Origin of the sequence: Paracoccus subflavus (assembly GCF_004310345.1) — a bacterium.
Taxonomy (GTDB): Bacteria; Pseudomonadota; Alphaproteobacteria; order Rhodobacterales; family Rhodobacteraceae; genus Paracoccus; species Paracoccus subflavus.
Genome location: NZ_SISK01000003.1, coordinates 78585 through 99768, shown reverse-complemented (window position 1 = coordinate 99768; position 21184 = coordinate 78585). Strand labels below are relative to the sequence as shown.

Annotated in this window: 23 protein-coding genes and 1 tRNA gene; 18 read left to right on the top strand and 6 right to left on the bottom strand. The window is 67.0% G+C overall.

Annotated features, from left to right (window positions below; genetic code table 11):
- The first annotated feature begins 47 nt into the window (after positions 1-47).
- Positions 48-1217 (top strand): ribonuclease D, encoded by a 1170-nt coding sequence (gene rnd, locus EYE42_RS05580; RefSeq protein ID WP_130990511.1) that lies wholly within the window; start codon positions 48-50, stop codon positions 1215-1217.
- Between the two features lie 20 nt (positions 1218-1237).
- Here rnd and EYE42_RS05575 read toward each other — a convergent pair whose 3' ends face one another.
- Entirely contained in the window at positions 1238-1987 is a 750-nt protein-coding gene (locus EYE42_RS05575) for a PAS domain-containing protein (protein WP_246020598.1), read from the bottom strand.
- A gap of 224 nt (positions 1988-2211) precedes the next feature.
- Here EYE42_RS05575 and gmk point away from each other — a divergent pair, with 224 nt between their 5' ends.
- The 9 genes from gmk to EYE42_RS05530 all read left to right on the top strand — a co-directional run bounded on the left by gmk (position 2212) and on the right by EYE42_RS05530 (position 11468).
- Positions 2212-2841 (top strand): guanylate kinase, encoded by a 630-nt coding sequence (gmk, locus tag EYE42_RS05570; RefSeq protein ID WP_130990333.1) that lies wholly within the window; start codon positions 2212-2214, stop codon positions 2839-2841.
- Positions 2838-3359: a gamma carbonic anhydrase family protein gene (locus EYE42_RS05565; RefSeq protein WP_130990332.1), complete on the top strand. Its 522-nt coding sequence runs from the start codon at positions 2838-2840 to the stop codon at positions 3357-3359. Before gmk ends, EYE42_RS05565 begins: the two co-directional genes overlap by 4 nt.
- A 16-nt stretch (positions 3360-3375) precedes the next feature.
- Positions 3376-4524, top strand: a complete 1149-nt coding sequence (locus tag EYE42_RS05560; protein ID WP_130990331.1) for a sensor histidine kinase — start codon at positions 3376-3378, stop codon at positions 4522-4524.
- Between the two features lie 31 nt (positions 4525-4555).
- Entirely contained in the window at positions 4556-5323 is a 768-nt protein-coding gene (rpiA, locus tag EYE42_RS05555) for a ribose-5-phosphate isomerase RpiA (protein ID WP_130990330.1), read from the top strand.
- Positions 5313-6716, top strand: a complete 1404-nt coding sequence (gorA, locus tag EYE42_RS05550) for a glutathione-disulfide reductase (protein ID WP_130990329.1) — start codon at positions 5313-5315, stop codon at positions 6714-6716. Before rpiA ends, gorA begins: the two co-directional genes overlap by 11 nt.
- A gap of 98 nt (positions 6717-6814) precedes the next feature.
- Positions 6815-8026, top strand: a complete 1212-nt coding sequence (gene hflK / locus EYE42_RS05545; RefSeq protein WP_130990328.1) for an FtsH protease activity modulator HflK — start codon at positions 6815-6817, stop codon at positions 8024-8026.
- Positions 8026-9243: a protease modulator HflC gene (hflC, locus tag EYE42_RS05540; protein ID WP_130990327.1), complete on the top strand. Its 1218-nt coding sequence runs from the start codon at positions 8026-8028 to the stop codon at positions 9241-9243. Before hflK ends, hflC begins: the two co-directional genes overlap by 1 nt.
- Before the next feature lie 168 nt (positions 9244-9411).
- Positions 9412-10959: a Do family serine endopeptidase gene (locus tag EYE42_RS05535; protein ID WP_130990326.1), complete on the top strand. Its 1548-nt coding sequence runs from the start codon at positions 9412-9414 to the stop codon at positions 10957-10959.
- 185 nt (positions 10960-11144) lie between these two features.
- Positions 11145-11468, top strand: coding sequence for a 2Fe-2S iron-sulfur cluster-binding protein (locus tag EYE42_RS05530; protein ID WP_130990325.1), 324 nt, complete (start codon positions 11145-11147; stop codon positions 11466-11468).
- Between the two features lie 2 nt (positions 11469-11470).
- Here the strand turns inward: EYE42_RS05530 and EYE42_RS16565 are convergent, their stop codons facing one another.
- Genes EYE42_RS16565 through EYE42_RS05515 form a run of 4 tightly spaced genes read right to left on the bottom strand, consistent with a single transcriptional unit; the run spans position 11471 to position 12808 of the window.
- A complete protein-coding gene (locus tag EYE42_RS16565) occupies positions 11471-12007 on the bottom strand; it encodes a transposase (RefSeq protein WP_130990324.1) in 537 nt (178 codons plus the stop codon).
- Positions 11955-12104, bottom strand: coding sequence for a hypothetical protein (locus EYE42_RS15950; RefSeq protein WP_165455716.1), 150 nt, complete (start codon positions 12102-12104; stop codon positions 11955-11957). Before EYE42_RS15950 ends, EYE42_RS16565 begins: the two co-directional genes overlap by 53 nt.
- Before the next feature lie 14 nt (positions 12105-12118).
- Complete coding sequence (gene dtd, locus EYE42_RS05520; protein ID WP_130990323.1) at positions 12119-12574, bottom strand: D-aminoacyl-tRNA deacylase; 456 nt, start codon at positions 12572-12574, stop codon at positions 12119-12121.
- Positions 12575-12583: 9 nt separating this feature from the next.
- Complete coding sequence (locus EYE42_RS05515; protein ID WP_130990322.1) at positions 12584-12808, bottom strand: hypothetical protein; 225 nt, start codon at positions 12806-12808, stop codon at positions 12584-12586.
- Between the two features lie 116 nt (positions 12809-12924).
- Here EYE42_RS05515 and EYE42_RS05510 point away from each other — a divergent pair, with 116 nt between their 5' ends.
- From EYE42_RS05510 to dusA, 5 genes are all read left to right on the top strand, one after another.
- Positions 12925-13176 (top strand): DUF2312 domain-containing protein, encoded by a 252-nt coding sequence (locus tag EYE42_RS05510; RefSeq protein ID WP_130990321.1) that lies wholly within the window; start codon positions 12925-12927, stop codon positions 13174-13176.
- Positions 13177-13329: 153 nt separating this feature from the next.
- Positions 13330-15168: a DEAD/DEAH box helicase gene (locus EYE42_RS05505; RefSeq protein ID WP_130990320.1), complete on the top strand. Its 1839-nt coding sequence runs from the start codon at positions 13330-13332 to the stop codon at positions 15166-15168.
- A 131-nt stretch (positions 15169-15299) separates the two neighbouring features.
- Entirely contained in the window at positions 15300-15626 is a 327-nt protein-coding gene (locus tag EYE42_RS05500; protein ID WP_130990319.1) for an HU family DNA-binding protein, read from the top strand.
- Between the two features lie 55 nt (positions 15627-15681).
- Positions 15682-15756, top strand: a tRNA-Val gene (locus EYE42_RS05495).
- 26 nt (positions 15757-15782) lie between these two features.
- A complete protein-coding gene (dusA, locus tag EYE42_RS05490) occupies positions 15783-16769 on the top strand; it encodes a tRNA dihydrouridine(20/20a) synthase DusA (protein WP_130990318.1) in 987 nt (328 codons plus the stop codon).
- 65 nt (positions 16770-16834) lie between these two features.
- Here dusA and mazG read toward each other — a convergent pair whose 3' ends face one another.
- Positions 16835-17653, bottom strand: coding sequence for a nucleoside triphosphate pyrophosphohydrolase (gene mazG, locus EYE42_RS05485; protein ID WP_130990317.1), 819 nt, complete (start codon positions 17651-17653; stop codon positions 16835-16837).
- Between the two features lie 62 nt (positions 17654-17715).
- On the opposite strand from mazG, the gene EYE42_RS05480 reads away from it, so the two are divergent.
- The 3 genes from EYE42_RS05480 (at position 17716) to secD (ending at position 21175) form a co-directional block, all read left to right on the top strand.
- Entirely contained in the window at positions 17716-18882 is a 1167-nt protein-coding gene (locus EYE42_RS05480; RefSeq protein WP_130990316.1) for a M20 aminoacylase family protein, read from the top strand.
- A 253-nt stretch (positions 18883-19135) separates the two neighbouring features.
- A complete protein-coding gene (gene yajC / locus EYE42_RS05475) occupies positions 19136-19471 on the top strand; it encodes a preprotein translocase subunit YajC (protein ID WP_130990315.1) in 336 nt (111 codons plus the stop codon).
- A 39-nt stretch (positions 19472-19510) separates the two neighbouring features.
- Positions 19511-21175, top strand: coding sequence for a protein translocase subunit SecD (gene secD, locus EYE42_RS05470; RefSeq protein WP_130990314.1), 1665 nt, complete (start codon positions 19511-19513; stop codon positions 21173-21175).
- The last annotated feature ends 9 nt before the right edge of the window (positions 21176-21184 follow it).

The following is a 21184-nucleotide window of genomic DNA, read 5'->3' as shown; positions in this document are numbered from 1 at the left end:
GGGTTGGCGGACGAACCGCCCTATGAAAGATCTGCATGAGCGACGACATCCCGACCATCACCCGGACCGACGAACTGGCCCTGTTCTGCGACTCGGCAAAATCCGCCCCCTATGTCACGGTCGATACCGAATTCCTGCGCGAGCGGACCTATTGGTCCCGGCTGTGCCTGATCCAGCTTGCCCTGCCGCCCGCGTCCACCGCCAAGACACCGGGAGGAGAGGCGGTTCTGGTGGATCCCCTGGCCGAGGGACTGTCGCTGGAACCCCTCTATGACCTGTTCCGCCACCCCGGCACGGTCAAGGTGTTCCATGCCGCCCGGCAGGATCTGGAAATCTTTTTCCACGATGCGGGCCTGTTTCCCCAGCCTCTGTTCGATACGCAGATTGCTGCGATGGTATGTGGCTTCGGGGAACAGGTCGGCTATGAAACCCTGGTGCGCAAGATCGCACGGGCGAATCTGGACAAGTCCTCGCGGTTTACCGACTGGTCGCGCCGGCCCTTGTCTGACGCGCAAAAGGCCTATGCCCTGGCCGACGTGACCCATCTGCGCGTGATCTATGAATTTCTGGTCGAGTCTCTGCGCACGAACAACCGCGAAAGCTGGCTGGCCGAGGAGGTCGCGGTTCTGGAAGATCCCGAAACCTATATCAATCGACCCGAGGACGCCTGGCTCAAGATACGCACGCGGACCAGTTCGCCCCGCTTTCTGGCCATCCTGCGCGAACTGGCGCGGTTCCGCGAAACCTATGCCCAGGAACGCGACATCCCCCGGTCGCGGGTGTTCAAGGACGATGCCATGATCGAGGTCGCCTCGACCAAGCCCCTGACCGAGGCCGATCTGGCCCGGTCCCGCCTCCTCTTGCGCGAGGCCCGCAAGGGCGAGATCGCAAACGGCATCCTGTCCGCCGTCAAGACCGGGATCGAGACGCGCGACCTGCCCCAGCCGAGGGACGAAGAGCCCGGCAAGCCCGGCAATGCGGCCCTGTCGGACCTGCTGCGCGTGCTGCTGAAGGCCAAGGCCGATGCGGCGGGGGTGGCCCCCAAGCTGATCGCATCCGCCGCAGATCTGGACTCTCTTGCCTCGGGCGAACGGGATCTGCCCGTGCTTCGGGGCTGGAGGGCCGAAGTATTCGGTCAGGATGCGCTGCGTCTTGCCGGAGGCGAGATTGCGCTGTCCGCCAGGAACGGTACCGTGCGGGTGGTTCCTGTGGCATGACGATGCGGCCTGACCGCCGGTCAGGTCTTGGTGGTGCCGGTCGTCATCGCCGATTGCGGAAAGGAAATCACGGTGAACCCGCTGCGGCGCGCCTCTGGCGTCGTGGCGACCTTTGCTGGGGCTTGTGTCGCGGAAATCTGCCGGGGCGACGCCGGGTCGCGCATGCCCGGACGGTCCCGTTCGACATTCGACGGCGAGGGCGCGACCGTCTTGCCCCCGGCCAGGATCGGCATGACCTCGTCATGGGTCAGGTCGAAACGGCGTGGGGCCACGCCGATCTGGCCTGTGGCGATGATGCATCCCAGGGCCCTTGTCACGTCGCCCAGATCGGACGACAACGGCAGCAGCAGCATCTGCGCCGACAGTTCCGGCCGCGCGTAGTCGGCCTTGGCGTGCAGCGTCAATTGCGCAAGCTGCGGGGTCCTGAACACCGATTCCAGCACGTCCGACAACCGTCCCCGCGACGAGGTATTGGCCAGCGAACAAAAGGCCATGCCGCGGACCTCCATTCCCATCAGGTCGATCAGATGCTGGCCGGCCAGACGGAAACGGGCCGCGCCGGGCGCGATCCGTTCAAGAATGAAGGCATAGTCCAGCGCGCGGCGGATGCCCTGGGGTTGGATGTCGGACCGGGCAGGCACCGCACGGTTGCGCCGCAGCCCGTCCCAATAGGCCTGCATCTCGGTCATGATGCGGGCGGGGTTCAAGGGATTGAAGTCGGCCAGATGCACGACCTGGCCGGGCCGATCCGTTGCAGGCGGATGCGTCACGCCTTCGTCCTGACATTCGGACACTGCCTTAGCCCTCGTTACCGCCACGCATTCCACGCGAATGCTTCGTCACTATAACGCAGTGATAAACATAAGTTCGGTTTCTGCCGAGTCGTTTTCCTAATGAATAGTTAAAACCCAACGCGACGATTGGTTCCCGTCCGGGGCTTGACCGGCTGGCCGGACTGCGCCATCCCGCCCCAGTCTGCCACGAAGGGACGCCCATGGACCGCACCGGGCTGCTGATCATCCTGTCGTCGCCCTCGGGGGCGGGCAAATCGACGCTGGCGCGACGTCTGATGGACTGGGATGCCAGCTTGCGGTTTTCGGTCTCGGCCACCACCCGACCCCCGCGCCCCGGCGAGGTCGATGGCCAGCATTATCACTTCACCACGCCGGGCGCGTTCCTGCAGATGGTCGAACAGGGCCAGATGCTGGAATACGCCGAGGTGTTCGGAAACCTGTATGGCAGCCCCCGCGCCCCGGTCGAGGCAGCGATGCGCGACGGGCGCGACACGCTGTTCGACGTGGACTGGCAGGGCGGCCAGCAAATCCGCGCATCCGCCCTGGGCGGGCATGTGGTGTCGATCTTCGTGCTGCCGCCCTCGCTGCCGGAACTGGAACGGCGGCTGCGTGCGCGCGGACAGGACAGCGACGCGGTGATCGCGGGCCGGATGCGGAAAAGCCGTGACGAGATCAGCCATTGGGCCGAATACCATTATGTGCTGGTCAACGACGATCTGGACGAAACGGAACACCGCCTGCGCGCGATCCTGACCGCAGAACGGTTGCGCCGCGAGCGTCAGGGGGAATTGGGCCGCTTTGTCAAGGCGCTGATGGAGGAGGAAACATGATCTGGGAATTGAACGGGACCGCCCCGCAGATCGCGGAAAGCGCCTGGGTCGCGCCCGACGCGCAACTGATGGGCCGGGTGGTGCTAGAGGAGGACGCCTCGGTCTGGTGGGGGGCCGTGCTGCGCGGCGACACCGAGGAAATCCGCCTGGGCCGGGGCAGCAACGTCCAGGATCTGTGCGTGCTCCATACCGATACGGGCTGCCCGCTGGTGATCGGCGCGGACGTGACCGTGGGCCACCGGGCGATCCTGCACGGCTGCATCATCGGCGACGGCGCACTGATCGGCATGGGCGCCACGGTGCTGAACGGGGCGCGGATCGGGGCGGGCGCGCTGATCGGGGCCGGCGCCCTGATCGCCGAGAACAAGGACATTCCCGCCGGTGCCCTGGTCATGGGCGCGCCCGGCAAGGTCGTGCGGATGCTGGACGATGCCGCGCAGGCCGGGCTGCGCCAGTCGGCCGCGCGTTACCGGGCGAACGCATCCCGGTTCCGGTCCGGCCTGCGGCCGGTCGGCTGATGCGGGACAGCGGCTGATGGACAATGTCCACCGCCGGGCCGCCGACTGGCTGGACGGGGTGCCCGTGCCCATGCTGGCCGTCGATGGCCGTGCCCGCACGATCGCCGCCAACCCCGCCGCCGTTGCGCTGTTCGGCGGAGAGGATCTGCTGGACCGCCCCTTCGTGACGATCCTGCGGCACCCTTCGGTGGTGGCGGCGGTAGACTGGGTTCTGGACCCCGACCGCCATCCTGCCCCGATGATCGACCCGCTGCTGCCCAAGCCGCCGCCGGGCATCGCCACGCTGTCGGCCGTGATCCTGGCCGACGGGCGCGACGTGGCCGCCGACATCACGGTGGCGCGTCTGCCCCTGCCCCTTGGCCGGGGGGCGTCGATCGCGATCCTGGACCGGTCCGAGGCCGAGGAGGCCGACCAGATGCGCCGCGATTTCGTGGCCAATGTCAGCCACGAACTGAAAACCCCGCTGACCGCGATGATCGGCTTTATCGAAACCCTGCGCGGCCCCGCCCGCGACGACGCCAGGGCCCGCGACCGTTTTCTGGACATCATGGAGCGCGAGGCCGCCCGGATGAATCGGCTTGTCAGCGACCTCCTTTCGCTCAGCCGCGTGCAGTCCGAGGTGCGCCGCCGTCCCACGACAATGGTCGATCTGCCGATGCTGCTGCGGGGGGTTCTGGCCACGATGGACCCGGCGGCCCGCGCGGCGGGCGTGACAGTCGAACCCCAGGGCCTGTCGGGCAGCCAGCGGGTGCCGGGCGATCCGGACCAGTTGGTGCAGGTATTCCAGAACCTGATCCAGAACGCGCTGAAATACGGCGCCTCCGGCGGCTATCTGGGCGTCGCCCTGCGCCGGATCGAGCACGAACCGCTGCTGCGCGGACCGGCCTGGGCCGTGGACATCCGCGACAAGGGCGAGGGGATCGAGGGGATGCACCTGCCGCGCCTGACCGAACGGTTCTACCGGGTCGATACCCATCGGTCGCGCGCGCAGGGGGGGACCGGCCTGGGCCTGGCGATCGTCAAGCATATCGTGAACCGCCACCGCGGGCGGCTTCGCATCGACAGCGTGCGCGGGCAGGGCAGCGTCTTTACCGTGATCCTGCCCGAGGGCCTGGGCCGCGACGGGGGTGTTCCTGCTGGCGGGCTCCGGTCCCCTGACCTATAACCCTTGCAGACCCGATGGATGGAGGCCGACCATGGCGCATGAATCCCAGACCGATCCCGCCAAGCTGGCCGCCGCGCGCGCGGCGGTGGCCCTGGTCCAGAACGGGATGAAGCTGGGCCTGGGCACCGGCTCGACGGCCAGCATCATGGTGCGCGAACTGGCCGCCCGCGTCCGGGCCGAGGGGCTGAGCCTGCGCTGCGCCGCGACCTCGCGGGCGACCTGCGAACTGGCCGAAAGCCTGGGGCTGTCCGTCGAAAGCCTGGACGAGATCGGCTGGCTGGACATGACCATCGACGGCGCCGACGAGGTGGATCCCGACCTGCACCTGATCAAGGGCGGCGGCGGCGCCCATCTGCGCGAAAAGATCGTGGCGGCCGCCAGCCGGCGGATGGTGGTGATCGCCGATCCGGGCAAGGTGGTCGAACAGCTTGGCGCCTTTCCCCTGCCGGTCGAGGTCGTGCGCTTCGGTTTCGAGATTACCCGGGCCCTGATCCGCCGCGCCTTGCAGGACCTGGATCTGGGCGATTGCGACGTGCTGCACCGCCTCAGGGGCAGCGATCCATGGGTCACGGACGAAGGCAACTGGATCGTGGACCTGCATCTGGGCTGCATTCCCGACCCGGTGGCGCTGGCCCGATCGCTGGCGGTCATTCCGGGCGTCGTGGAACACGGGCTGTTTCTGGGCATGTGCCATCTGGCGATCATCGGCAAGCCCGACGGCACGGTGGTCAGGCTTGACCGCAATGCCGACGTGGATGCCGACATGCTGGCCCACGAGGGGGATGCCCATGAGCTTTGACTACGACCTGTTCGTGATCGGCGGCGGCTCGGGCGGCGTCCGGGCGGCGCGCATCGCAGCGGGCGAATACGGCGCCCGCGTGGCCCTGGCCGAGGAAAGCCGGATGGGCGGCACCTGCGTGATCCGGGGCTGCGTGCCCAAGAAGCTGATGGTCTTTGCCTCGCAGGCCGGACTGATGGCCGAGGAGATGCGCGGCTATGGCTGGGAGGGGGCGCAGGCAGGCCGCTTTGACTGGTCGGTGTTCCGGCCAAAGCTGGACGCCGAACTGACCCGGCTGGAACGGGCCTATACCGCCAATCTGGAAAAGGCCGGGGTGCGGATTTTTCACCAGCGGGCCACCATCGTCGATCACCACACGATAGCCCTGGCCGACGGCACGCGCCAGACCGCCAAGCACATCCTCATCGCTGTCGGCGGCCGCCCCGCGCTGCCCGGCATTCCCGGCGAGGATCTGGGCCTGATTTCGGACGACCTGTTCCTGCTGGACCGGCTGCCGCGTCGGGCGATGGTGGTTGGCGGCGGCTATATCGCCTGCGAATTCGCCACCATCCTGGCGGGGCTTGGCTGCGACACGGTGCAGGTCTATCGCGGCGACGCCGTGCTGCGCGGCTTTGACCGGCAGGCGCGCGACCTGGCGACGCTGCAACTGGGCCAGATCGGCATCGACCTGCGGCTGAATGTCACCCCCGAAGGGCTGGAACGGACCGGCGACCGGATCCGCGTAATGCTGAACGACGGCATGACCGAGGATGTGGATGCGGTCTTCTGGGCCACCGGGCGCGATCCCTATACGGGCGGGCTGGGGCTGGAAAACACCGGGGTGCATCTGCGCCCGAACGGCGCGATCGTGGTCGATGAATGGTCGCAAACGGCCGTGCCCTCGATCTTTGCGGTGGGGGACGTGACCGACCGGGTGAACCTGACCCCCGTGGCGATCCGCGAAGGCCATGCCTTTGCCGATACGGTGTTCGGCGCCCGCCCCCGAAAGGTCGGCCATGCGGGCATCGCCAGCGCCGTTTATCTGCGCCCGCACGAGGTCGCGCAGATCGGCCTGACCGAGGAACAGGCCTGCGCACGGGGCGATGTCGATGTCTATGCCACCGAATTCCGTCCGATGCGGTCGATGTTCGCGGGCAGCAACGCGAAAGTGATGATGAAGCTGCTGGTCGATCCCGACACCGACCGGGTGCTGGGCTGCCACGTCTTCGGCCCCGATGCGGGCGAGATGATCCAGCTTGCCGCAATTCCCATCGGCATGGGCGCGACCAAGGCCGATTTCGATGCAACCATGGCAGTTCACCCGACCGCGGCCGAGGAACTGGTGACGATGCGCACGCCCGCGCGCCGTCACCGGCTGGCCGTCCAGGCCGCCGGCGGGACCGCCGCGGGATAGGGCGCGACAGAACGGCACGGGCGGCTTCGGGTTGACATTTGGTCCCGCCGCCCCAGTTTTCCAGATGACGAATTCCGACGAAGAAAGAAGGATCACGGATGGCAAGTCAGGGCCCTTGGGGCGGCGGAAGCGGCGGAGGAGACGACGAGGATCGCGGCAGAAAGCCTCCGTCAAACCGACCCTGGGGTCAGCAGCAACCGCCACGGGGTCCGCAGCGTCCCGGCGGACAGCAGCAGATGCCCGAGATCGAAGAGCTGATGAAAAAGGGCCAGGAGCGTTTGCGCGTGCTGATGGGCGGGCGCGGCGGCAGCGGCGGCCCGACCGGCGGTGGCGGACGGCGCGGACCTGGCGGGTCCGGCCTGCAACTGAACCGGACCACCCTGACCATCGGCGGCCTGGTGCTGCTGGCCTTGTGGGCATTCGCCAGTTTCTATCGCGTGCAGACCAACGAAAAGAGCGTCGAGTTCCTGTTCGGACGCGCGGTCGCCGTGGGGTCGGAAGGCCTGAATTTCGCCCCTTGGCCCATCATCACCGCCGAAGTCATTCCCGTGACCAACGAACGCGTGACCGAGATCGGTACCGGGAGCGAGGGCGAGATGGACAACGGCCTGATGCTGACCCGCGACCAGAACATCGTGGACATGGAATACCAGGTCGTCTGGAACATCTCGGACCCCGAGAAATTCCTGTTCAACCTGGCCGACCCGGCCGACACCATGCGGGCGGTGGCCGAATCCTCGATGCGTGACATCATTGCGCGCAGCGAACTGGCCCCCATCCTGAACCGCGACCGCGGAACGATCGCCAACGATCTGCAGGAATCGGTGCAGCAGACGCTGGACGCCTATGAAGCCGGGATCACCGTGATCCGGGTCAACCTGGACCGCGCCGACCCGCCGGCCGAGGTGATCGACGCCTTCCGCGAGGTGCAGGCCGCCCAGCAGGAACGCGACCGGCTGGAAAAGGAAGCTGACGCCTATGCCAACCGCGTCCTGGCTCAGGCCCGCGGCGACGCTGCGGCCATGCTGGAGCAGGCCGAAGCCTATCGCGCCGAGGCCGTCAATACCGCCCAGGGCGAGGCTGCCCGCTTCAATTCGATCTACGAGGAATATGTGAAGGCCCCCGATGTGACGCGACGCCGGATGTATCTGGAAACCATGGAAAACGTGCTGGGCAGCGTGGACAAGGTGATTATCAGCGAAAGCGCCGACGGCCAGGGGGCCGGGGTCGTGCCGTTCCTGCCGCTTGACCAGTTGCGCCGTCCCGACGCTGCGGCGGCGACAACCACAACCGGCGGGGGGGCGAACTGATGGCCGCGCGCACAAACCTGCTGGCAACGCTGGCCATTCCCCTTTTGATCGTGGTCGCCGTGCTGGCCGGATCGTCGTTGTTCATCGTGGACGAACGGGAAAAGGCGCTTGTGCTGCGTCTTGGCCGGGTGATCGACGTCAAGGAGGAACCGGGCCTGGGATTCAAGGTGCCGTTTCTCGATAATGTCGAGAAATACGACGGCCGCATCCTGGGCCTGCCCACCGTCCCGCTGGAGGTCACCCCCCTGGATGACCGCCGCCTGATCGTGGATGCCTTTGCCCGCTGGCGCATCACCGATGTCGTGCGGTTCCGTCAGGCCGTGGGCGCGGGTGGTATCCAGGGCGCGCAGGGCCGTCTGGAACCCATCGTGCGCAACGCCATCCGAGAGGTGCTGGGTACCGTGCCCTCGACCAGCGTGCTGTCGGACGACCGCACCGCGCTGATGAACCAGATCCGCGACGAGGCGCGGGCGAATTCGGCCGGTCTGGGGGTCGAGATCATCGATGTGCGTCTGACCCGCACCGACCTGCCCGAACAGAACCTGAATGCCACCTATGCCCGGATGCGCGCCGAACGCCAGCGCGAGGCCGCCGACGAGATCGCGCGCGGTGGCGAGGCGGCGCAGCGGGTGCGGGCCGCAGCCGACCGGACGGTTGTGGAACTGACTTCGGAAGCGCAAAAGCGCGCCGAAATCGTCCGCGGCGAGGCGGATGCCCGGCGCAACGCGATCTATGCCGATGCCTTCGGCCGTGATCCCGAGTTCTTTGCCTTTACCCGGTCGATGACCTCGTATGAGCGGGCGTTGCGGGGCGAGAACAGCTCCCTGGTGCTTCAACCCGATGGTGAGTTCTTCTCTTATCTGCAGGATGACGGGTCCAGCCGGGCCAATCCGGCCTCGACGCCGGTTCCAGCTGGCAATTCGGCCGAAAATGCCGCCGTCGTCGCCCCCGACGCCGCCGACGAAGACCTGGTGACGCCCACTGTCACCGACCGCGAGGGCAATCGGCTGGGCGAAAGCGCGGGCGTCACGCTGACCCCGGTGCCCGAAAGCCTGACCACACCGCCGCAGGAGGAATCTTCGGTGGCGGTGCCCCCCGCGACGGATGCCGCCGCCGATCCCGCCCCCGCTGCCGAGGATACGGCACCCGAAGCAGGCGCCGGCAACACCCCCGAGGCAGAGGGCGCGGCGCCCGATCCGGCGCCCGCCCAGAACTGATCGCGCAGGGCCGGGGCGGATGCGGCACCATCCGCCCTTGCAATAAAAGTCACGATCTATTCACCATGCGGCACTGTGGTTTATTTGTCATGGCGCCCTATTTCATCGTCATATCCCCTTGCCTTCGACCCGGTCGGGTCTGGCACCGCGAAACATGAGGACAACCGAATGACGACGTTTTCTCCTCGGCATCTTCTGACTGCCTCGGCGCTGGCCGTGACCGTCGGCCTGGGGTTTGCGGCCGCACAGGACGCGCAGCCCGAGATCTCGCCCGAAGCCAGCCAGCAGGCGCAGGAGGCGGCAAACAAGAACGAACCCCTGAGCGCCCCCCAGGAAACCGGGCGGGTGATGCCCGATACCTTTGCCGATCTGGTCCAGCAGGTCGCCCCGGCGGTGGTCAACATCACCACCACCGCCGTGGTGGCGCAGCCCACCGGGGGCGAGGGCGGACCGGCCTTTCCCGAAGGCAGCCCGTTTTCGGACCTGTTCCGTGACTTCGGCTTTCCCGGACCCGGCCCGCAGGGCCCTGGCGGGCCCCGAATGCCGCAGCGGTCGAACGCGCTGGGTTCGGGCTTCGTGATTTCGGCCGATGGCTTTATCGTCACCAACAACCACGTGATCGATGGCGCCGACGAGATCGAGGTCGAGTTCTATTCGGGCGAAACCCTGCCGGCCACGGTTGTCGGCACCGATCCCAACACCGATGTCGCGCTGCTGAAGGTGGATGCCCCGGATGCGCTTCCCTTCGTGGAATTTGGCGATTCGGACAATGCGCGCGTGGGCGACTGGGTGCTGGCGCTGGGCAACCCGCTGGGCCAGGGATTTTCCGCCAGTTCGGGCATCGTTTCGGCCCGGAACCGCGAACTGTCGGGAACCTATGACGACTATCTGCAAACGGATGCGGCGATCAACCGGGGCAATTCGGGCGGTCCGCTGTTCAATCTCGAGGGCGAGGTGATCGGCGTCAACACGGCGATCCTGTCGCCCAACGGCGGGTCCATCGGCATCGGCTTTTCGATGGCCTCGAATGTCGTGTCCAGCGTCGTGGACCAGTTGCGCGAATATGGCGAAACCCGCCGCGGCTGGCTGGGCGTCAAGATCCAGGACGTGACCCCCGACATGGCCGAGGCCCTGGGCCTTGCCGCCGAATCCGGCGCGATGGTCACGGACGTTCCCGAAGGCCCCGCACGCGAGGCGGGGATGCGGGCGGGCGACGTGATCACCAGCTTTGCCGGCGCCCCCGTCGAAGACACGCGCAGTCTGGTCCGCCGCGTGGCCGAGGCCCCGGCGGGCGAGCCGGTCGAGGTTGTGGTCCAGCGTCAGGAGGGTCCGGTGACCCTGAGCGTGACGCTGGGCCGACGCGAGACGGCCGAAGGTGCGGAAAGCCGCAGCGACCAGCAGGGTGGCCCCGCCCGTCAGGACATGCTGGGCATGTCGCTGACGGTGCTGACCCCGCAGATGGTGCAGGAGATGGACCTGCCCTCGGGCACCACCGGCCTGTTGGTGCAGGAGGTCGATCCGGCCAGCGACGCCGCGGAAAAGGGTCTTGCCCCCGGCGACATCATCACCGAGGCCGGACAGCAGCCCGTCGCCAGCATCGCCGACCTGACTGCCCGTATCGACGAGGCGCGCGAGGCGGGACGCAAGTCCGTTCTGGTGCTGGTGCGCCGCGATGGCGAGCCGCGTTTCGTGGCCCTGCCGGTCGGACAACCCTGATCGGCGCCTTGCCGCAATTCTGGTGCTGGTGCGCCGCGATGGCGAGCCGCGTTTCGTGGCCCTGCCGGTCGGACAACCCTGATCGGCGCCTTGCCGCAATCAGGGGGCGGTCCCGTGCGGGGCCGCCCCTTTTCATTGGCGAACCGATGGCCTATCTCGCCTTGGCGCAGCAAAGGACATCAGCCATGCCCAGGATCACCTATATCGAGCACAACGGCACCCGGCACGAGGTGGACGTCAGGCCCGGCATGACGGTGATGGAGGGCGCGCGCGACAACGGCATTCCCGGTATCGAGGCCGATTGCGGCGGCGCCTGCGCCTGCTCGACCTGTCATGTCTATGTCGATCCGGCCTGGCTGGACCGGCTGCCCCCGAAAGACCCGATGGAGGAGGACATGCTGGACTTTGCCTGGCAGCCCGACCCCGAGCGGTCCCGCCTGACCTGCCAGATCAAGGTGACGGATGCCCTGGACGGGCTGATCGTGCAGATGCCGGAACGCCAGATCTAACCTCATGACTTCCTGATCCTGGCCAGCGGATGATGATGGCAGCGATTGCGGACATGAAGGTGTGGGGCAGCGGTCCTAGCGTGTGGCGATGCGCCCCTAGTCCTTGAGCTTGATTTTCCTGTTTTTTTCGGTTGGATGCAGGCTTTGGTCTTCCGGTCTGCAAGGGCTTTGCGCAGCCCGTCGGCATCATGGCCCCTGCCGGCCAGCAGCGCCTTCGCCGGGGGCAGCGACATAACAGGGCGGCAGCACCAGTATGATCGCTGATCTGGCCTGCCGTCAGAAACAGGCCGCGGGGGGCGGACCTCCATGATTTCCCCGGTATCGCCGCCCTTGGCAGGCACGACGAAGATGCGCCCGAACGCGCCTGACGCGCTCCAGCGGATGAGGCGGTTGCAGATTGTCTTGTGCGGTCCGCGGCTTGCGGGCATGCCGCGCCACCGCAAGCCGTTGCGGATGACAGGGAGGATGCCGCCGATCACCCGCCGGTCATCGACCCGCGCGCGCCATGAAACCGCAATCGGTGCGCAGCGCGACAGCATCCACCAGTTCCGGCCCGGTCAGGATGACATCGACCTGTCTGCCATGGATGCCCATCTGGGACGCGGCGGCGGCCGCGCATTCGGTCTGGTATGTCAAGCAGGCGGGCGACGTCATCCTTTGACGCGGTCGGCCGTGTCCAGCCAGATCGTCACGGGCCCGTCGTTCACCAGCCGGACCTGCATCTCGGCGCCAAAGATACCGGTCTCTACGGCGATGCCCCGGCCCGCCAGGGCCGAGACAAAGCGTTCATAAATCCGCCGCCCTTGGTCCGGGGCGGCCGCGCTGGAAAATCCCGGACGGTTGCCGGTCCGGGTATCGGCGGCCAGGGTGAACTGGCTGACCACCAGGGCACCGCCGCCCGTGTCCAGCAGCGACCGGTTCATCCGGCCGTCGTCCTCGCGAAAGATGCGCAGCCGCGCCACCCGCCCGGCAAGATTGTCGGCCTCGGCCTCGGTATCGCCATCCATGGCGCAGACCAGCACCAGAAGGCCGGGTCCGCAGCGCCCCACGATCGATCCGTCAACCGTGACCGAGGCTTCGGCGACCCGCTGGATCAGCGCCCGCATCGGCCTGCCTCAGCCCAGCAGGATGCCGGTCAGCACCAGCATCAGCCCGATAAAGGACGCGGCCAGGGCAGCCAAGTTCACGGCCAGCACGCCCTGCATCCGTTCGCGCAGGGCGGCGTCGTCCAGCCCCGCCCGCCGGGCGCGCACAACGATCAGGATGCACCAGACAAGCGCCCCGACCCCAGCCAGCGTCAACGCGGCCCCGCCCCAGATCAATCCGTCGAACAGCGTCATGCCTCATCCTGCCAAGACCCTTGTCCGAGCCCTAGCGGCGATTGCGCCGAGGAACAAGACCGCCTAACAGAGGCGCCAAAACCCCCATGCAGGACCGGGAACGAAAGGGACATCCCATGAAGGACGATCAGGCATACAGCGTCGCCGCCGATGAATTGCGACAGTTCATCGAGCAGTTCGAGCAGCTTGAGGCGGAGAAGAAGGATATCGCCGAACGCCAGAAGGAAGTCATGGCCGAAGCCAAGGCCCGCGGCTATGACACCAAGGTGATGAAGAAGATCGTGGCCCTGCGCAAACGCGACCGCGACGACATCGCCGAGGAGGAGGCGATCCTGGAAATGTACAAGCAGGCTTTGGGGATGGGCTGACGGATGCCCATTTCCTTTGACTTTCGCCTAATGCCGTTCTAGAACCCTGCCTTTCGGCTTCGGATTTCCGGGACGGCAGACCAGGGGGGTTGTCTGCCACAAGGATCGCGGTGCCTTCACACGGGTGTCCGCACCCCCATTCTGGCGAAGTTTATGACAGACAACACGATAGCCGCGCCCTTGGCCGCGGCGCTGGCAGCCAAGGGCTATGCCAGCCTCACCTCCGTTCAGCAGGCGGTTCTGGACAGCGGGGCGCAGGGGCGTGACATGCTGGTTTCGGCCCAGACCGGATCGGGCAAGACGGTCGCCTTCGGCCTTGCCGTCGCCCCGCAGATGCTGGACGGCGACATGCTGCCCGACGCGGGCCTTCCGCTGGGTCTGGTCATTGCGCCCACGCGCGAACTGGCGCTTCAGGTTGCGGCGGAACTGACCTGGCTTTACGCCCAGGCCGGCGCCCGGATCGCCACCTGCGTCGGAGGCATGGATTACCGGGGCGAACGGCGGGCGCTTGAACGCGGCGCCCATATCGTCGTCGGCACCCCCGGTCGCCTGCGAGACCACATCGAACGCGGATCTCTGGATCTGTCGGCCCTGCGCGTCGCGGTTCTGGACGAAGCCGACGAAATGCTGGACCTGGGTTTCCGCGAGGATCTGGAATTCATCCTGCAATCCGCACCCGATACGCGCCGCACGCTGATGTTCTCGGCCACCGTGCCCCCGGCGATCGAGCATCTGGCCGGCACCTTCCAGCGCGACGCCCTGCGGATCGTGGCCCAGGGCGAATCGCGCCAGCACGGCGACATCGACTATCGCGCCTTTACCGTGGCCGCCCGCGACCGCGAACCTGCGATCTTCAACATCCTGCGCCTGCACGAGGCGCGCACTGCCATCATCTTCTGCAAGACCCGCGCCAATGTCAGCCACCTGCTGGCCCGGATGGGCAACCGCGGCTTCAAGGCGGTCGCGCTGTCGGGGGAACTCAGCCAGCAGGAACGCACCCATGCCCTGCAGGCGTTGCGGGGCGGCCGGGCACAGGTCTGCGTGGCGACCGATGTCGCCGCGCGCGGCATCGATCTGCCGGGGCTGGAACTGGTCATTCATGCCGACCTGCCGACCAATGCGGACACGCTGCTGCACCGTTCGGGCCGGACGGGCCGGGCCGGGGCCAAGGGCGTATCGGCGCTGATCGTGATGCCGTCGGAACTGCGCAAGGCGCAGATGCTGCTGCGGCGCGCGCGGGTCGAGGCCGAATGGGGGCCCGCGCCCTCGGCCGACGATGTGCGTGCCCGCGACGACCTGCGGATGCTGGATCACCCGGCGCTGCACGCGGACGGGGACGACGACGCCGACCTGTCCCGGCAGTTGCTGGAGCGATTCGGACCTGACCGTCTGGCGCAGGCATTTGTCCGCCTGTGGCGCGAAGGCCGCCCCGCCCCCGAGGAACTGACGGTTCTGACCGACCGCGCGCCCGCCGCCCCCCGCGAACGCCCGCCCTTTGGCGAGGCGGTGTGGTTCGCGCTGTCGGTCGGCCATACCGGACGGGCCGAGGCGCGCTGGCTTTTGCCCAAGATCTGCGAAGGCGGCGGCATCAACCGCGACGCCATCGGGGCGATCCGCGTGCGGCAGGACGAAACCTTTGTGCAGATCGCCGCGGATCAGGCGGGAAAATTCGGCGGGTCGATGACGTTGGAAGCCGATCTGACCATGCGCCGTCTCGACGGCGAGCCCGATCTCGACCGCGCGCCCCGTTCGGCCGAGCGTTCCGTCCGTCCCAGGCCCGAGGGCTCTGGCGATGGAACGATCGCAGACAGTTCCGCCAAGCAGCGCAAGCCCCGCTGGACCACCGAGGAACGGACCAAGGCCCGGACCATGCGCGACGGAGCAAACAAGCCGGGGCATCGCGGCCAGGCCCCGACCTCTGGCAAAGGCGCGGGCCGGGGAACTGCCGAGACCCCGAAAAAGGGCACCAAGCCGCGTCGGCCCGACCGCTGACGCCAGCCGGAAACGGGGCCATTGGCGCCTGTGGCCCCACACCGGTTCATCTTGGTTAAGATTAATGTTGACCTTGGGTCAAATCGGCCCCACGCTGACCCCCATATTCCCGTTCGCCAAGGTTGTTCGTCATGATCAAACGTGTTTTCCCGTCCGACAAGGACGCCATCGACGGCGCCCGCAATCCTCAACCTGCCTGTGTCGTTCAGAAAAAGGATTTCGTCGACCGGGTGGTGGCTGCCAGCGGAGCCCGCAAGGCCGATGCCCGCCCCATCATCGAGGCGACGCTTGCCCAGCTTGGCAAGGCCCTGTCGGCTGGCGAAACGCTTGCCGTTCCGCCGCTCGGGCGCGCGCGCGTGAACCTTGAACACGACCAGCGGGGGGGCGAAATCATCACCTTGCGCCTGCGCCGCCGTCCCGCCCCCGCGCGCGCTGTGCCTGCACCCCGGCCGGACTGACAGGCAAGATTGGCCCTTGCGGCGCCCCGCCCCCGCTGATAGAAGCTGCGCCCACGGGTGATTAGCTCAGCGGTAGAGCGCTTCGTTCACATCGAAGATGTCAGCGGTTCAAATCCGTTATCACCCACCATTCCTTTTTCTGGCCGCGCCTGCTGGATGCCCAATTCCCCTGTCACAGACGCAGCAAGACTGTCCATAGCCCCCATGATGGACTGGACCGACCGTCATTGCCGGGCGTTCCATCGGCTGATGTCACGCCGCGCGCTGCTTTATACGGAAATGGTGACGGCGCCCGCCATCGTTCATGGCGACCCGCACCGACTGCTGGATTTCGACCCGGCCGAACACCCGGTCGCCCTGCAACTGGGCGGCTCGGACCCGGCGGAACTGGCCCGGGCCACGCGGATCGCCGCGGCATGGGGCTATGACGAGATCAACTTGAACGTCGGCTGCCCCAGCGATCGGGTTCAGTCGGGCTGCTTCGGCGCGGTGCTGATGAAAACCCCTGATCTGGTCGCCGAATGCGTATCCCGGATGATGGATGCAAGCCCGGTCGAGGTCACGGTGAAATGCCGCATCGGCGTCGATGACCAGATGCCCCGGGATGTGCTGCCCGCCTTCCTGGATCGGATGCGCCGCGCGGGCATCCGTCGCATTGCCATCCACGCCCGCAAGGCCTGGATGCAGGGTCTGAGCCCGCGCGAGAACCGCGAGATCCCGCCGCTGGATTACCCTTTGGTCCATGGCATGAAGCAGGCCTTTCCAGACCTGCACCTGTCGGTCAACGGGGGGATTGCCAGTCTGGACGCCGTGCGCGAACACTTGCAGGTCATGGACGGGGTGATGGTTGGACGCGCGGCGTACCATCAGCCCTGGGACATGCTGGGCCGGGCCGACAGTCTATGGGGCGATACGCCGCCCTTCGATGCCCCCGATCAGGTAGCCCAGGCGATGCGGCCCTCTATCGCCGCGCATCTGGCGGGCGGCGGACGGCTGCACCAGATCACCCGGCACATGCTGGGCCTGTTCCACGGACTGCCCGGCGCGCGGGGCTGGAAGCGCACCCTGTCCGAAGGCGCGTCAAAGGGCGGGATCGAGGTCTACGACGCCGCGCTGCGACAGGTCACACGACTCGCCGCCTGATCGCTTCTTCTTTGCCCAAATACCCTGGGGTGAGGCGCCGGTACGGGGCCGAGGGGCAACGCCCCTTACTGCGCCGCCTTCTCGGCGGCCTTCGCCTCGTTCCACAGCCGGTCCATCTCGGTCAGGTCGCTGTCCTCGGGGCGGCGGCCCTGGGTGGCCAGCGCCGCTTCGATGGTCCGGAAGCGCCGGGTGAATTTCGCATTGGCGCGGCGCAGCGCCTGTTCGGGGTCGATCTTCAGGTGCCGCGCAAGATTCGCCATGACGAACAGAAGATCGCCGAATTCCTCCTCCAATGCCTCAGGTCCCAGGCTGTCCCGCGCCTCGACCAGTTCGGCGGTTTCCTCGGCGATCTTGTCCAGAACCTCGGTCGCGCCCGGCCAGTCAAAGCCCACGCGGGCGGCCCTGTTCTGCAGCTTGACCGCGCGGGTCAGGGCAGGCAGGCCCAGGGCTACGCCGTCCAGCGTGCCCTGTTCGGCCTTGCCCGCGCGTTCGACGGCCTTGATCGCCTCCCAGTCCCTGACCTGCTGTTCGGCGGACTTGTCGCGGGATTCGGTGCCGAAAACATGGGGATGGCGGAACACCAGCTTGCCCGAAATCGCCGCCGCGCAGTCGGCGAAATCGAACAGGCCCTTTTCGTCCGCCATCTGGGCGTGGAACACCACCTGCAACAACAGGTCGCCCAGCTCGCCCGGCAATTCGTCCCAGGCCTGCCGGTCGATGGCGTCGGCGACCTCGTGCGCCTCCTCGATCGTGTAGGGGGCGATGGAGGCGAAGTCCTGTTCGATGTCCCAGGGGCAACCCGATGCGGGGTCGCGCAGTTGAGCCATGATGTCGATCAGGCGGGCGATCTCGGTCGCTGCGTCGCGGCGGTCCGGGTCGGTCATTGCGATTTCCCCTCGGGCTTTGTCGTCATCGGCCATTGCCACACTCAAGGAAGTGAGTCCACATGCCCGTCCTGAACCGTATCGCCGAATTTGCCGACGACCTGACGCGGTGGCGGCGGCATCTGCACCAGCATCCCGAACTGGGCTTCGATTGCTACCAGACGGCTGCCTTTGTCGCCGAACGGCTGCGCGACCTTGGCGTGGACGAGATCCATGACGGTATCGGCCAGTCGGGCATCGTCGGCATCATCGAAGGGCAGGGGCCGGGGCCGACCATCGGGTTGCGTGCCGACATGGATGCGCTGCCGATGGATGAGGCGACCGGGCTGGATTACGCCTCGACCGTGCCGGGCCGGATGCACGCCTGCGGGCATGACGGGCATACGACGATGCTGCTGGGCGCCGCCCGCTATCTGGCAGAGACCCGCAACTTCGCGGGCCGCGTCGCGCTGATCTTCCAGCCGGCCGAGGAAAACGGCGGCGGGGGCGAGGCGATGGTGCGCGACGGCATGATGGACCGTTTCGGGATCGACCGGGTATTCGCCATGCATAACAGCCCCGGCCTGCCCGTGGGGCAGATGTCAACCACGCCCGGCCCAATCATGGCCGCGGTGGACACCTTCGAAATCCATGTCCAGGGTCGGGGCGGGCACGCGGCGATGCCGCACCTGACCGCCGATCCCATCGTGGCTGCCCTGGCGGTGGTGAACGCGGTCCAGACGATTTCCAGCCGGAACCACTATGCCCTGGACGATCTGGTGCTGTCGGTCACGCAGATCCACGCGGGCAGCGCCGACAACATCGTTCCCGATACGGCATGGATCTGCGGCACGGTGCGCACCTTCGAACCCCATGTCCGCGAGATGGTGCGCCGCCGGATGGCCCAGATCTGCGACGGACAGGGTGCGGCCTATGACGTGACGATCCGGCTGGATTACATCGAAGGGTATCCGGCCACGGTCAACGACCCGGGCCAGGCCGCCTTTGCCGCCACTGTGGCCCGAGAGATTGTCGGCGACGCCCATGTGTCCGCCGACGCCGGGCGCGAGATGGGGGCCGAGGATTTCAGCTATATGCTGAACACGCGACCGGGCTGCTATCTGTTCATCGGCCAGGGGAATACGGCGGGCGTCCATCACCCGGCCTATGATTTCAACGATGCCATTCTGCCCATCGGGTCCAGCTTCTTCGCCCGGCTGGTCGAACGCGGGCAGCCGGTGACGCGCTGACGACCACACGCGTTCGTCCCGGGGACCGTCCATTACCGCACGGGTGGTCCGGGAGCGATCCTGAAAAAGACCGCCCGGATAGCGGGGGCTGCGCGGCTGGTGCTTCCGACTGTGCATCAGGACGATCACGATCCTGTTTGCCTCTGTGTCCCGCCATGGCCCGTGGCTTTCTTGCCAAGGCCGGGCGGCGGCGATAGGTTGCGCGCCAATTCGGGCGGGCTTCGCCGCCGTGACAGCCGAAAAAGGATAGCCCATGTTCGTGACACCCGCCTATGCCCAGGCCACTGCTGCCGCTCCGGGCGCAGGTGCCGCCTTTGCGCAGTTCATTCCCCTGATCCTGATCTTCGCGATCATGTATTTCCTCATGATCCGTCCCCAGCAGAAGCGTGCGAAGCAGCACCGAGAGATGGTTGCGGCGCTGAAGAAGGGCGATCAGATCGTCACCCAGGGCGGCATCATCGGCAAGGTTGCTTCTGTCCGCGACGACGAGCTTGAGGTCGAGATCGCGAACGGCGTGCGCGTGCGCGTGGTGCGGGGTACCGTGGCCCAGGTCGTCAGCCGCACCGAACCGGTCGCCGCGAACGCCTGATCCGGCGACACTCAAAACACTCCGAGGGCCTTGGCGCAGATGCTTCAGATCGACCGCTGGAAACGTATCCTGATCGTCGGGCTGTGCCTGATCGGCCTGGCCTTTGCCGCGCCGAACCTGTTCTATGGCAAGGTCGAATCCCACAACGACGCCGTAGCCGAGATCGAGCGCACCGGCGTCGAGACCCCCGAACTGGCCGCCGCGCGCGATGCCTGGCCCGATTGGCTGCCCAGTTCGGTCGTGGCGCTTGGCCTTGACCTGCGTGGTGGTGCGCATCTGCTGGGCGAGGTTCGCGTGGCCGATGTCCACAAGGCGCGCATGGATGCCCTGTGGCCCGAACTGCGCCGGGCGCTGGCCGACGAACGCGCGACGCTTGGCGCAGTCCGACGCGTGCCCTCGCCCGATGGCACCCTGCGCATCGAGATCGAGAACGCCGACGGCATGGCCCGCGCGCTTGAGATCGTGCGCGGCTTTTCCACGCCTGTCACCACCCTGACCGGTGCGGGCCAGCAAAGCCTGGCGATCCAGCAGGCCGGCAACGCCATCACCATCCAGATGTCTGACGCCGAAAAGGCTGCCACCGACGACCGCACCGTCCAGCAAAGCGTTGAAATCATCCGCCGCCGCGTCGATGAGGTGGGCACGCGCGAGCCGACCATCGTGCGCCAGGGCGCGGACCGCATCCTGATCCAGGTGCCGGGCATCGGTTCGGCCGAGGAACTCAAGGCGCTGATCGGCACCACCGCCAAGCTGACCTTCAACCCGGTCGTGTCCACCGGCACCAATCCGGACGCCCGCCCGGACATCGGGCAGGTGGTGCTGCCCTCGGCCGAGGGCGACGGCCTGTTCTACACGCTCGAGGAAAGCCCGGTCGTCACCGGCGAGGAACTGACCGATGCCATGCCCGCCACCGACCAGAACGGGATGCCGGCGGTCGATTTCCGCTTCAATCCGACCGGGGCCCGCAAGTTCGGCGAATACACCGCCAACAATATCGGCCAGCCATTTGCCATCGTTCTGGACAACGAGGTGATCTCGGCCCCGGTGATCCGCTCGGCCATTCCGGGGGGATCGGGCCAGATTTCCGGGTCGATGGATTTCGACGAGGCGAACCGCCTGGCGGTGCTGCTGCGCGCAGGCGCCTTGCCTGCCCAACTGGAATTCCTCGAGGAGCGCACCATCGGCCCGGAACTGGGCCAGGACAGCATCGATGCGGGGCGGGTATCGGCCGTCATCGCGACGCTGGCGGTGGTTGCCTATATGACCGCCAGTTACGGGCTGTTCGGGATCTTTGCGTCCGTCTCGGTGATCCTGAATGTGATTCTGATCCTGTCGATCATGTCGGTCATGGGGGCCACGCTGACGCTGCCGGGCATTGCCGGGATCGTGCTGACGGTCGGCACGGCGGTCGATGCCAATGTCATCATCTATGAACGCATCCGCGAGGAACTGCGCGCTGGCAAGCGCGTGGCCAAGGCCATCGCCGACGGCTTCAACGAGGCGATGAGCGCGATCATCGACGCCAACGTCACGTCATTCATCGCGGCGGCGGTGATGTTCTTTCTGGGGTCAGGTCCGGTCAAGGGCTTTGCCGTGACGCTCACCATCGGCCTTGTCACCTCGGTCTTTACCGCGCTGTTCCTGACGCGGCTGATGATTGTGTGGTGGCTGGAATGGCGCAAGCCCAAAGACCTGATCCTGTAAGGGGACCGC